We start from the raw sequence: 13,329 nt of genomic DNA on the forward strand, positions 1-13,329 counted from the left end.
CATGATGGGTGCACAATTGTAAATGTTCATGCCTTGATACCAAATTAAAAGGACTGCTCAATTTGAGTGAGCAGTCCTTTACTCCAATGCTGCATTAATGTATGGCAGACTTAAATCGTGCACCCTTTGTTTCCTGTGTACTCATAATCGTTATGAAGGCATTGGGATCTACATCGGAAACGATGGATTTCAACTTTGTTACTTCAAGTCTGGTGACCACGACATAAATGACCTCTTTATCATTATCTGTGTATCCTCCACGACCCTTTAACATCGTTGTTCCCCTGCCCAGTCTCTTTAATATTGCGTCGGATACATCCAGGTAATGGTCAGAAACAATGATAACGGCCTTCGTTTCATCCATTCCCTGAATCACCGTATCAATCGTCTTAAAGGCAATATAGTAGGTCATAACGGAATACATCGCTTCTTCTAGTCCGAAGACAAATGCTGCCCAGGCGAAAATGAAAATATTGATGAACATAACAAACTCCCCCACTGAAAACGGAAGCTTCTTCGTTAAAAGGATACCAAGGATTTCAGTTCCATCCAGAGATCCACCATGACGTATCACAAGGCCAACCCCCACTCCAAGGGTCAATCCACCGAAAACAGTGGCTAACACTTTCTCTGTTACAAACGGGTCAATATGGTGTAAAAGGCTTTCGATACCTGCCAGTGCGATAATGGCAAACAGAGATGAAACGACAAAGGTTTTCCCGATATGTTTATACCCGTAATACATGAAAGGGAGATTGAGGAAAACGAGCAGGGTTGCAAAGTTTACAAATGGAATGGTGTCTGAAACTAAATAATCCAATATCAGCGAAACACCAATAATCCCACCATCGATGATATTATTTGGAACAAGGAATAACTCAATGGATATAGCAGCCAAGGCTGCTCCAATCGTAATAAAAATCAATCGGTAAATAAAATGAAGGGGACTTTCTTTTTTATGTACTCTTTGGGTCATCGGTCATCGTCAATTCCTTTCCTTTCACTTTATTTTCTTATAAAAATGTCACTTTCTGATCAGGAGTTACATATGTATCTGTTGAGGAGTGATAAACATGAAGCTATTACAAAATGTGATTAATCACAAAATCAACAACATTACAAATGAAGAATTATTAAAGTACGCCAAACAATATAACATTTCATTGACGTCCCAAGAGGCAACAAGCATCGTCGCAAGTGTTAAAGGAAAGAACATCAATATTTTTGATGACAAGAAACGCAGTAAATTGGTGAAGGACTTGGCCAGGATCATAGGTCCCACTAAGGCGAAGGAAATCAACCAACTCTTTTTGCAGCTCATCAGATAGTAAAAGAAGAGGAGGCGTCCCTATTGATGAGAGATGACCTCCTCTATTGCCTTTTTTATTGATTCAGTATCTTCGTTAATACATCTTCTTCGAATGTTTGATTACGAAGCATATCAATTTCGAACTTGTAAGGAGGTTTTTTATTTTTTTTATCTTCTCCTACATACGGTGTTTCCAGAATCTTAGGTATTTCTTTCAGCTGTGGATGATGAACGATATAGTTCAGTGCTTTAAATCCAATATGTCCGAATCCTAGATTTTCATGGCGATCTTTACTGGCTCCACGTTCATTCTTACTATCATTAATGTGCAGAACCTTTAAGCGATCAATCCCGACAATCTTATCGAATTCTTCCAAGACTCCATCGAAATCTTCCACAATATTATATCCTGCATCATGGGTGTGACAAGTATCGAAGCAAACAGAAAGGCGGTCATTCAGTTCTACTCCATTGATGATTTGAGCTAATTCCTCAAACGATCTTCCACATTCAGAACCCTTCCCTGCCATTGTTTCCAAAGCAATTTGCACTTTATGGTCTTTTGTTAACACTTCATTCAGACCTTCTATGATCTTATCGATTCCCTTATCTGCTCCTGCACCTACGTGAGCACCGGGGTGAAGCACAATCTGCCCCGCTCCCAGAGCTTCTGTGCGCTCGATTTCAGAACGGAGGAAATTGACACCTAATTCAAATGTAGCAGGGTTCGTCGTATTTCCTATGTTGATGATATAGGGAGCATGAACAACGATGTCCTCTATCCCATTTTCTTTCATGTGAGCGATTCCCGCTTCAATATTTAAGTCTTCGATTTTTTTTCTTCTCGTATTTTGAGGGGCACCTGTATAAATCATAAAAGTATTCGCTCCATAAGAAACGGCTTCTTCACTGGAGGCTAATAGCATTTTTTTACCACTCATTGAAACATGGGATCCAATCTTAACCATTCTTCTCAACTCCTAAGAAAATCTCTCTATATTGTATCGAATGTGTACAAATGAATCACGTTAAAACACTTATTTGCTTCTGTTTTTCTTTCTTCTCTCACGTTTCTTGATTTGATCCATTTTGTATTTCATTTTCTTTTTATAGCCCGGCTTGACTGTTTTCGGTTTTCGAACCATTGATTTCGCTTTTTCATCAATCTCATCAACATTCGTTTTTTGACGGTTCTTACGTTTGTTCAGGGGTGGTAGCTCAGACCATTCCCCTTTCTTAATATCTTGATGAGCAAAGCTGATTCCGAGCTTCTCCAGACGATTCAATGCATCTTCATCCGAAGGTGTATAAATGGTATAGGCAATCCCTGTATTACCTGCACGCGCTGTACGGCCGGAACGGTGAACATAGAAATCAAGATCTTGTGGCAGTTCAAAGTTAATGATATGACTTACACCTTCAATGTCGATCCCTCTTGCTGCTAAATCAGTCGCTACGATGTACTGATAATCCAGGTTCCTCGTTTGCTTCATCATTTTCTTACGCTCACGTGGAGAAAGGTCTCCGTGAATCCTTCCAACCTTTAATCCTTTAGCGATCAAAGCATCTGCCACTTCATCTGCTTTTTGTTTTGTATTAGTGAAAACGATACCTAAATATGGATTAATTTCCACTAAAATATTGTATAATAGGTTAATTTTATCGCGACTCTTAAGAGGGACGATCACATGTTGGATATTCTTTGCCGATAGCTGCTCGGGCTCGACATGTGCATATTGTGGATTTTCCATATACTTTTTCAAGAATGGTTTCAGTTTCTCTGGAATCGTCGCAGAGAATACAAGCATTTGTAATTTTTCAGGCATCTTAGCGGCAATCTGATCCACATCTTCAATGAATCCCATATCAAGCATCAGATCCGCTTCATCAATCACCAATATACTGGCAGTATGAACAAATAAGGCTTGATCTTTCACTAAATCATTGATTCGGCCCGGAGTACCAACCACAATATGAGGCTGGGTTTTTAATTTCTCAATCGTTCTCTGCTTGTCCGTTCCACCAATAAAGCAACGGGAAACAATGTTGCTATCTTTCGTGATCTTCAATACTTCTTGATAAATCTGTTGTGCCAGTTCTCGGGTTGGAGCAGTGATCACTGCTTGTACCTGTTCAGAATCTGAAGTCACCTTCTCAATGATCGGCAATAGATATGAATGTGTTTTTCCCGTTCCTGTCTGAGATTGACCAATCGCACTTTGCCCTTTTAATATCAGGGGGATCATTTTCTTTTGAATTTCTGTTGGTTCGTAGAAACCCAGTTCTTCTACTGCTTCATTAATGAAGGACTGGAATCCAAATTGTAGAAATAAATTATTTTTCATTCTTCTTTACATCTCCTTTTTTCAAAATATCCTTTTATTTACGCTATTATCGGGATGAATGCCAAGTCGAACACATCATCACTATAGATATTTATAAAATTTACGGATCACTTTATCATCGCGAGTGATTTTATCTTAACGTTAGCAAGCGTCATATTTAAAGAACATCTAACCATTATAATATTTTTTTGGCAAAACATCTAGTTCATACTTATTTTAATTTGAGATGATAGTGTATCAATACCCTTTTTTCACCTATTGCATACTCTATACTGACGAGGAATTTATTCGAATGAAAGGAGGCTGTCATTATGCCGCCTAGAAGAATGAGGAATCAGGGCCAGGATTTGCGAAATCCTTTCGGAATGAGACAGCAGCGGGGATTCAATGGGTTCGGAATGCAGCAGCCTGGAAGAAATAGTTTTGGAATGGGGCAGACGCAGCCACCTCCGTTTCAATTTGGAGGACAACGTCAAAATCAGGGCCTCAATATGGGATTCAATCAGAGGGGAAGAAGCCGAGGGCCAGGAAAAGGTGGTCTATTATCTAAGCTTCTTAAAAAGGGTGATCATCAGAATTCCGGCGGAGGATTATTACAACAATTTTCCAGAGGAGATTCTTCTGCCAACACAACAGGCTTTGACCGATCTCCACAGGCAGCTGGCGGAATCCTACAAAGCCTCTTAAACCCAGGCAATGTGAATTCATTTTTATCCAATACACAGCAAATGCTCCAGACCGCTCAACAGCTGGGTCCGATGTTCCAACAATATGGTCCTATGGTGAAAAATATCCCTGCACTATGGAAGTTATATCGAGGATTCAAAGATATGTCTGCAGAAGATGTATCCGATGGTGGAAATAATGAAGACAAAAATGAGGATATCGACATCCCAGAAGTCGAATCCACCGTTAAGAAAAAAAAGAAGAAGAAACAACCCGTAGAAATTTCAGAGGATAGTGAAGATCTTGAAGATAACCAGACACCATCAAAGTTTAAATCAGGATCAAAACCCAAATTGTATATTTAAGAACGTGATCCCTAAAGGTACTGAATCACCTGTTTAGGGATTTTTCTATTTAACGCCAAATCAAAGGCATTTTGAGAGGGAAAGGTGCACATTATTATCGTTCTCTTTGTCAGGAAGACTGTTCTCCTTTATAATGAAGACAAAACCTTTTCTCATGTAGGAGGATATTCATAGATGGAAATTATTAAGATTACTCCGAGAGGCTATTGTTACGGTGTAGTAGACGCAATGGTCATTGCAAGAAACGCCGCGTTAGACAAATCGCTTCCTCGTCCAATTTATATTTTAGGCATGATTGTTCACAACAAGCATGTGACTGACGCATTCGAAGAAGACGGGATCATTACCCTGGATGGCAGCAACAGAAAAGAAATCATCGAGCAAGTCAATGAAGGAACGGTTATCTTCACCGCTCATGGAGTCTCTCCCGAAGTGAAAGAAATAGCCAAACAAAAAGGACTTGTCACACTGGACGCAACGTGTCCCGATGTAACGAAAACACATGATTTGATTCGCGCTAAAGAAGCCGAAGGTTACGACGTGATCTATATCGGTAAAAAAGGACATCCAGAACCTGAAGGAGCTGTCGGGGTTGCACCTGAGATCGTGCATCTCGTGGAAACAGCAGAAGATGTAGAGAAGCTTTCAATCGAAAACGAAAAAATCATTGTGACCAATCAAACGACGATGAGTCAATGGGATGTATTGGATACGATGGATAAAGTGAAGGAAATGTATCCTCACGTTGAACTGCATAAAGAAATCTGCCTGGCTACCCAGGTTCGACAAGAAGCAGTCGCTGAACAAGCTGGAGATGCAGATGTCCTTATCGTTGTTGGAGATCCTAAGAGTAATAACTCCAACCGCCTTGCTCAGGTATCAAAAGATATCGCAGGTACTCCTGCACATCGGATTTCCGACATTAGTGAATTGGATATTGAATGGATTAAAGATGCGGGCATCGTTGCTGTAACAGCCGGGGCATCCACTCCTACTCCAATCGTAAAAGAAGTCATTAAATTCCTTGAAGTATTTGATCCAAATGATGAATCCACTTGGACAAGAGAGCGAAATGTTCCATTAAATAAAATTCTCCCTAAAGTACGAAAAGCGAAATTGGGAACAAAATAAAGCGAAAGGCCCCTTAGGATTTCTAAGGGGCCTTTCATCTTTACATATACGTAAATGGATTGGTTTCAGCTTTTGACGCGAATATATTGACGATATATCCTTTTTCAGAGGATTTTTTCTCTAAATGACTGGCCACTCCATCCTTCATGACCTTTTCGATGTGATGACCTGCATCAACTACATTCAGCCCCATCATCATGGCATCGTGGGCGGTATGGTAATAAATATCTCCTGAAACGAATACATCCGCTCCCTGTCTTTTCGCTTTTCCGATAAACTTATTTCCATCTCCGCCAAGCACCGCTACTTTCTTCACTTTCGCGTCCCCATCACCGATGACTCTGATTCCGTCCATACCAAATGTTTCTTTCACAACTAAAGCAAATTCCTTAAGACTCATCTCATTTTGTAAATGTCCGATTCTACCTAAGCCTAAAGCGGGTGATCCGTTTTTAAGGGAATAGATATCATAGGCAACTTCTTCATAAGGATGGTGGGTAAACATGGCTTTCAACACCTTTTTCTCTAAAGAAACAGGATAAACCGTCTCCACTTTCTCTTCAGCTACTTCCTCAAGGGAGCCTTGCTTCCCGGTATGAGGGTTCGTGCCTTCCTCAGGGAGGAATCTTCCCTTTCCTTCAGTCGAAAAGCTGCAATGTGAATAGTTTCCGATGTGCCCGGCTCCCGCATTACCGAGGGCCGTTCGAAGTTCCTTTGCATTTTCTTTAGGCACATAAACGACCAATTTACGGAGCTCCTCATGGTGAGTAGGAACGAGTACAGACGTATCCTGCAAATGCAGCATATCGGCCAGAAGGTCATTCACTCCCCCCGTCGCCACATCAAGATTCGTATGAGCCGCATACACGGCAATATCATGCTTGATTAACTTCTCGATCATCCGTCCCTGATACGTGTCCGTTTGCAGGGACTTTAGTGGACGAAAAAGCGGTGGATGGTGAGCAATGATTAATTTCACGTTGTTTTTGATTGCTTCATCCACCACATTCTCCAATACATCCAGGGTGATCATCACATTTTCAACCTTTTCGTTCACCTTACCAATTTGAAGACCAATCGGATCCCCTTCTTCTGCTAAATATTTTGGTGAAAATTGCTCAAACAGCTGGATGATCTCATGGCCGTTTACGGTCTTCATAGGATAAGAACCTCCTCCACCATTTTTATTTTTTGAATAAGTTCCCGTTTACGTTCTTCCAACGCATCCGTTTTTTCGGCTTTTTCCATGTTATTCAATATATTCTTCCATTGATGAAGTTCCTGATTCCATTTTTTCAAAAATGCATTATTACGCTCCTTCATCAAAAATGGACCGAGCAGCAACTCTTTTTCAAGCTCGCCAGAGTAGTGGCGTCTCGGATTCCCTTTCTCCGCCACTAGAATTTCATATACCTTATCATCTTCTACAAGAATGTCTTCCCCTATTAAGTCCCATTCATTGTCCATAAGCCACGTTCGGATGGACCTTGCACTCACATTAGGCTGAAGGACCAACCTGGGTTGATTGGTCAGCTTTGCTTTACCCGCCTCCAGGATAGAGGCAATCAATGTGCCCCCCATTCCGGCGATCGTAATACAATCCACTTCACCTGGAGAAATCACTTCCAGGCCATTCCCTAATCTTACTTCGACCTCTTGAGTTAATTCGGCATCTTCCACTTGTTTCTTGGCAGAAAAATATGGACCCTTCACTACTTCTCCTGCAATGGCAGAGGACGCAATGCCTTTATTGACGGCATAGCACGGTAAGTATGCATGATCCGAACCGATATCAGCGATTTTAGATTGCTTGGGTATGTATGAAACAACTGTTTCTAGTCGTTTTGATAATTGTTGAATATTCATTCGTTCACCTTTATCATTTTTATTGGATACATCATGTACGTTAATCATTTTAACCAACTTTTCTCTATAAAAAAAGCCCTTTGCCTAAAAGACAAAGAACCTTTTTCAATCATTGATTATTTAAGTGACTTGATCCAGTCTGCCATCGCATCTAGATTTTCTTCAGCAATTAAACCGGCTGGCATGATACCTTTACCATTTTTAATCGTTTCTTTAATTTCATCTTTAGAAAGTTCAGTTCCCTTTAGGGCTGGACCTGCTCCACCTTCATAGTTCCCACCATGACAAGATAAACAGTTATCTTTGTAAGCTGCTTCAGGATCGAATTCCCCGCTGGAAGCCTCTTCCCCTTCTTTACCTTCCATTTCCCCGTGACCTTCTTCTTTTGCTTTTTCATCAGCGTTGTTAAGGCCTTCTAAAGATAAGAAGAAAACAAGACCAATTCCAAGAGCCATGATAAGTACGAATGGAATGATTGGATTACGATTCATGATTTTAACCTCCTTTATGTACAAAATCCAAAAATAGTGCTCTTTTCAACACTTTATATTTTACTGTAAAAAACGACAAAGTAAAAGTACTATCAATTAACTTTTCCATCTTTCTCACAAATTAGACACATTTCATGTTAAATAAGGTAAGTTTTCATTTAAAGAAGGAGAGCCCTACTGTCCCAGAGCGGACCAATAGAGCTCCTGATTGCTGTTATAGTGTTTTCACCTTATTGACATCCTATCAGCCTTGAAATGACCATTCTCTGGACTTCTGAGGTCCCTTCCCCGATTTCAAGGAGCTTGGCATCCCGTAGATACCTTTCAACATGATATTCTTTCATGTATCCGTATCCACCATGAATCTGAATGGCTTCATCCGCTACTTCCATACTGATTTCTGAAGCATACAGCTTACACATGGAGGCTTCTTTCGAAAATGGTCTTCCCTGATCTTTCAACCATGCTGCCTTATGAACCATGTTCCTTGCCAGTTCAATCTTCATTGCCATGTCAGCAAGCTTAAATTGAGTGACTTGAAATTGGGATAAGGTTTTGCCAAATTGCTTTCTTTCCTTGGAGTACTGCAGGGCTTTATCAAAGGCAGCCTGTGCCACACCGACAGCCATAGCACCGATTCCAATCCTGCCCCCATCCAGGGTGACAAGGAACTGCTTGAATCCTTCTCCTTCATTCCCCAACAGGTTTTCTTTAGGGACTTCTACATCTTCAAGGACCAACTCAGTCGTGTTTGATGAATGAAGCCCCATTTTTTCATAATTATCGATGACCGTAAATCCTTTTGCTTTAGTCGGAACGATAATCGCACTTATTTCCTTGTTTCCATTGTTTCTACCTGTAATCGCTGTTAAAGCGAGATGATTGGCGTAGCTTGCATTGGTAATATAACACTTATTACCGTTAATAACCCATTTATCCCCTTTATCCTCTGCAGTGGTTTGGGTTCCACCTGCATCGGAACCTGCATTAGGTTCAGTCAGGCCGAAAGCGCCAAATGATTCCCCTGTACAGATTGGCGTTAAGTATTCCTGCTTTTGTTCATGAGAACCAAATAGGTTAATGGGGGCTCCCCCCAGAGAAATATGAGCAGAGTACGTAATACCTGTCGACGCACAAGCCCGGCTTAGCTCTTCGGTTACAATTGCGAAACTGACCGTATCGGCGCCTGCCCCCCCATATTCCTCGGGAAACGGAAGTCCCATCATACCCAGATCAGAAAGCTTCTTGAAAATTTCTTTAGGAAACTCCTTTGTGCGGTCCCGGTCCAACGCACCAGGTGCCACTTCTTCTTCAGCAAATTCCCTGATTGTCTTTTTAATCATTGTTTGTTCTTGTGTTAAGTCAAAATTCATCCTTATCCCCCTTGTCTAACTTTGATGACTGAAAGCCCTAACTCCATTTCCATAATAGCGCTTTCAAACATAATCACTGCACTCTATGAATGCGCTCTCATTCTTATTATAAAAGGGAATGGTGAATTTTCTCAACTTTAAAAAACTTTTAAATTTTCAGAAGTTATAGTAATATATAAATAATTAGTAGGGTTCCACTGCGTAACCTGAAAGCGAAAATAACTCAGCCTCTATTTCCAACCTGCACTTTTCCAAAGGAAACTGTTCAAAAATAAGGTTATGTACATTCCGAAAGAACTCCCAGCGAATAACTCTCCTGTTATTTCTATGGAGGGGAGAAGAAGTATACAAGTGGTAGCCATATACAAGAGTAGAGGAGACAATTGTTTCTTAGTATAATAAATTCCTATTCCTACTATTAATCCGACAAAACTTGCCAAAATCGTTGTTTGCAAAACGATTGACAATTCAGTAAAATAAATGACAAATAATGAAATTATCAAATCGCACAGGTTGAAAATAAGTTTCTCGTTTGGGCATTCTTTTGATCATTGTGTTTTTCCTTCGGTATACAATGCAAGGAGATGATCACATTAGTGCTCTGGCAGCATGTTGGTTTGCTTCCAAAAATGTATTTTATTTACAATCAATTCTTTTCTTGAATCTCTTTCTGTATTCACAATTGCCACACCTTTAGCAGATGAATCCTTTAGCTACATTCGTCAAAGGTGATAAAAAACCCTTTAATTTGGGCAAAAAAAAACCACCTCTACGCATAATAGAGGCAGCAAATGGGTTCTATTCCAAAAAGTCTTTTAATCGTTTGCTTCTGCTTGGATGACGCAGTTTTCTAAGAGCTTTTGCTTCTATCTGACGAATACGCTCCCGTGTTACACCGAAGACCTTTCCTACTTCTTCAAGCGTACGTGTCCTGCCATCATCCAGACCAAAGCGTAAACGAAGAACATTTTCTTCACGATCTGTTAAAGTATCCAGTACATCTTCAAGCTGTTCTTTTAAAAGTTCGTAAGCAGCATGTTCTGAAGGAGATTGAGCTTCTGCATCTTCAATGAAGTCACCAAGATGAGAATCGTCTTCTTCACCAATCGGTGTTTCAAGGGATACCGGCTCTTGAGCAATTTTAAGAATTTCCCGAACCTTTTCAGGTGTCAAATCCATTTCTTCTGCGATTTCTTCCGGTGCCGGTTCACGCCCTAAGTCTTGTAATAGTTGTCTTTGAACGCGAATCAGTTTGTTAATGGTTTCCACCATATGAACCGGGATACGAATCGTTCTGGCCTGATCAGCGATAGCACGTGTGATGGCTTGGCGAATCCACCAAGTTGCATACGTACTGAATTTGTACCCCTTGCGGTAATCAAACTTTTCTACCGCTTTAATCAGACCCATATTCCCTTCCTGGATAAGGTCCAGGAATAGCATACCGCGACCGACGTAACGCTTAGCGATACTGACAACCAGTCTTAAGTTCGCTTCAGCGAGACGTCGTTTAGCTTCCTCATCGCCCTCTTCAATTCTCTTGGCTAGATTTATCTCTTCCTCTGCAGATAAAAGGTCGACTCTTCCGATTTCTTTCAGATACATACGAACCGGATCATTTATTTTAACCCCTGGAGGAACACTTAAATCATTCAGATTGAATTCTTCTTCCTCTTCCTTCTCTAACTCCGTGGCACCCGGATCATCATCTTCGTCGTTTTCATTGATGATTTCTACACCCTGTTCACCTAATTGTTCGTAAAATTCATCCATTTGATCTGAATCCAACTCGAACCCTGATAATTTATCAGCAATATCTTCGTATGTGAGGACTCCTCTTTTTTTACCTTGGTTAACTAAAAATTCTTTCACCTGATCAACAGTTAATTCTGACGCTATTTGTTTGGAACGCGCTGACTTTTCAGCCATTTGTTCCCCTCCTTCCAACTTCCTTACAAAACCTTATTATAGAGACTTACGCAGCTGTAAGATTTCCATTGCTATTTGTGCTTCTTTTCGGTAATCCTTCAGTCGTTCTGCTTCTTTTCTTTCCACTTCTTTTTCTTTTATTCTCAACATCTTTTGATGTTTTAACACCTGATTGACATAATCTACTAATTCTTGGTCCGTACTTTCTTCGCTAATAGACATCATTTCAATGTCCGTTACGATCCTTCTTAACCTCTCATCGGGAAGATACCCAATAAAGGCACTGGCACTTGGAGGTAGACCTTCTTCATAATAACCCAATAAATAAGTAATAATAGCCTGATGTTCATCAATATTAAGGTTAGTACCTGCAAGCCACTCTTGCACCTTGTAAGCGATATTCGGATCCTTAAGCATATAGGCAATCAATCTTCTCTCAGCAGTTTGGTATGCGGGTAACAATTTAGACTGAGTCTGCCTGGTGAAAGTACCTTGCATACCTATCTGTTTAGGTGGTTTAGACTTCCGTTTGTCCGGGCCTTCCAGTTCAGTTAACTGCTCTTGAAGAGCCTCTAAAGATAGTTCGAACTCATCCGCCAAATACCTTAAATAATAATCCTTTTCAACCGCCTTACTCAGATGAGTAATTTCCTTAAGTATTTCTTCTATATACTTCAGGCGATCTCCTTCATCGTTTAAGTTTTTCTTCAGCTTATAGTACCGAAGCTTAAATGCCATGAACGTTAAGCTTGCCCCTATTACATCTTGTTGAAACTTTGTTGAACCATATTTGGAAATGTAGTCATCAGGGTCTAATTGTTCCGGTATTGAAGCGACACGAATATTCAGCTGATGATTGTGAAGAAGATTTCCTGCCCGGAATGCAGCTTCCACTCCAGCAGAATCACCATCATAACAAATGATAACGGAATCCGTTAGACGCTTGAGCAAGCCTATTTGCTGCTCTGTTAATGAAGTACCCATAGTGGCTACACCATTTTCCACTTCTGCTTCATTAGCTGAGATGACGTCGGCAAATCCTTCAAACAGGATGGCCTGTTGCTTTCTTCTAATCATTGCACGTGCGCCGTGATAATTATAAAGAATGCTGCTTTTGTTAAAAATTTTCGTTTCCGGACTGTTTAAGTACTTCGGTTCATCATTTGAATCAATGCTTCTTCCTGAAAATGCGACCGTGTTCCCTTTGGTATCAACAATAGGAAACATGATTCTTCCTCTGAAGCGATCTAAGAAGGAATTGTCTCTTTCTCTTCTAACGAGTAAACCCGCCTCTTCCATCAGCTCCAGGGAATAGCCTCGTTTCTGAAGGAACTTAACCGTGAAATCCCAGCTTGGAAGTGACCATCCAATCTGAAATTTAGTAATACTTTCAGTAGTAAACCCCCGGTCCAACAAATATTCGAGGGCTTCCTGACCTTCCTTTGTATTTAGAAGGAGATGATGGTAAAATTTACTTAATAACCCATGAGCTTCCATCATTTGCTTTTCATCTTCTTGAGGGGGAAGTTCCCTTTCAGATGAAGAGGTTTGAATGGAGATTTCTTCTCCTACTTTAGAGCCAAGCTTTTGCGCTGCTTCCAGGAAGCTTAAACCATCAACATCCATTAAAAACGTAAACGCATTTCCTCCGGCTCCGCATCCGAAGCAGTGAAATATTTGTTTGTCAGGGGAAACAGAAAAAGATGGAGTATTCTCTCCATGAAACGGACACAAACCAAAATAATTGCGCCCCTGCTTTTTCAGTTGTACATAATCACTGACGACATCTACGATATCAGTTGACGATAAAATTTTATTTAACTTATCTTCAGGGATTCTTTCAGACACGATTTA

At 40.5% G+C, this 13,329-nt stretch carries 12 protein-coding genes; 3 read left to right on the top strand and 9 right to left on the bottom strand.

The features are described 5' to 3' along the window. Window positions 1-94 precede the first annotated feature (94 nt). Window positions 95-976 carry a YitT family protein gene (locus AAEM60_RS15390; RefSeq protein ID WP_299738452.1) on the bottom strand — a complete coding sequence of 294 codons (882 nt, stop codon included), beginning with the start codon at window positions 974-976 and terminating at the stop codon, window positions 95-97. A gap of 97 nt (window positions 977-1,073) precedes the next feature. Between AAEM60_RS15390 and AAEM60_RS15395 the strand changes: the two genes are divergently transcribed. After that, window positions 1,074-1,328 carry a DUF2624 domain-containing protein gene (locus AAEM60_RS15395; protein WP_299738453.1) on the top strand — a complete coding sequence of 85 codons (255 nt, stop codon included), beginning with the start codon at window positions 1,074-1,076 and terminating at the stop codon, window positions 1,326-1,328. 55 nt (window positions 1,329-1,383) lie between these two features. Here the strand turns inward: AAEM60_RS15395 and AAEM60_RS15400 are convergent, their stop codons facing one another. Next, the gene (locus AAEM60_RS15400) at window positions 1,384-2,277 is read right to left on the bottom strand and encodes a deoxyribonuclease IV (protein WP_299738455.1); all 894 of its coding nucleotides are present in this window, start codon (window positions 2,275-2,277) and stop codon (window positions 1,384-1,386) included. 69 nt (window positions 2,278-2,346) lie between these two features. Next, a complete protein-coding gene (locus tag AAEM60_RS15405) occupies window positions 2,347-3,654 on the bottom strand; it encodes a DEAD/DEAH box helicase (protein ID WP_341356601.1) in 1,308 nt (435 codons plus the stop codon). 311 nt (window positions 3,655-3,965) lie between these two features. Between AAEM60_RS15405 and vrrA the strand changes: the two genes are divergently transcribed. Continuing rightward, window positions 3,966-4,685, top strand: coding sequence for a VrrA/YqfQ family protein (gene vrrA / locus AAEM60_RS15410; RefSeq protein WP_299738460.1), 720 nt, complete (start codon window positions 3,966-3,968; stop codon window positions 4,683-4,685). Window positions 4,686-4,859: 174 nt separating this feature from the next. After that, window positions 4,860-5,816, top strand: a complete 957-nt coding sequence (locus AAEM60_RS15415; protein ID WP_299738462.1) for a 4-hydroxy-3-methylbut-2-enyl diphosphate reductase — start codon at window positions 4,860-4,862, stop codon at window positions 5,814-5,816. A 40-nt stretch (window positions 5,817-5,856) separates the two neighbouring features. On the opposite strand, the gene AAEM60_RS15420 is transcribed toward AAEM60_RS15415, so the two are convergent. From AAEM60_RS15420 to dnaG, 6 genes are all read right to left on the bottom strand, one after another. Then, window positions 5,857-6,975, bottom strand: coding sequence for a Nif3-like dinuclear metal center hexameric protein (locus AAEM60_RS15420; protein ID WP_341356602.1), 1,119 nt, complete (start codon window positions 6,973-6,975; stop codon window positions 5,857-5,859). After that, window positions 6,972-7,682, bottom strand: a complete 711-nt coding sequence (locus AAEM60_RS15425; protein ID WP_299739616.1) for a tRNA (adenine(22)-N(1))-methyltransferase TrmK — start codon at window positions 7,680-7,682, stop codon at window positions 6,972-6,974. Before AAEM60_RS15425 ends, AAEM60_RS15420 begins: the two co-directional genes overlap by 4 nt. Window positions 7,683-7,798: 116 nt before the next feature. Continuing rightward, window positions 7,799-8,173: a cytochrome c550 gene (gene cccA / locus AAEM60_RS15430; protein ID WP_044339623.1), complete on the bottom strand. Its 375-nt coding sequence runs from the start codon at window positions 8,171-8,173 to the stop codon at window positions 7,799-7,801. 230 nt (window positions 8,174-8,403) lie between these two features. Next, window positions 8,404-9,546, bottom strand: coding sequence for an acyl-CoA dehydrogenase (locus tag AAEM60_RS15435; RefSeq protein WP_299738470.1), 1,143 nt, complete (start codon window positions 9,544-9,546; stop codon window positions 8,404-8,406). 798 nt (window positions 9,547-10,344) lie between these two features. Beyond that, on the bottom strand, window positions 10,345-11,475 hold the full coding sequence (gene rpoD, locus AAEM60_RS15440; RefSeq protein WP_044339621.1) for an RNA polymerase sigma factor RpoD: 1,131 nt from the start codon (window positions 11,473-11,475) through the stop codon (window positions 10,345-10,347). 36 nt (window positions 11,476-11,511) lie between these two features. Continuing rightward, window positions 11,512-13,323, bottom strand: coding sequence for a DNA primase (dnaG, locus tag AAEM60_RS15445; RefSeq protein WP_299738473.1), 1,812 nt, complete (start codon window positions 13,321-13,323; stop codon window positions 11,512-11,514). Between the last annotated feature and the right edge of the window lie 6 nt (window positions 13,324-13,329).

The organism is Rossellomorea sp. y25 (genome assembly GCF_038049935.1).
Lineage (GTDB): Bacteria > Bacillota > Bacilli > Bacillales > Bacillaceae_B > Rossellomorea.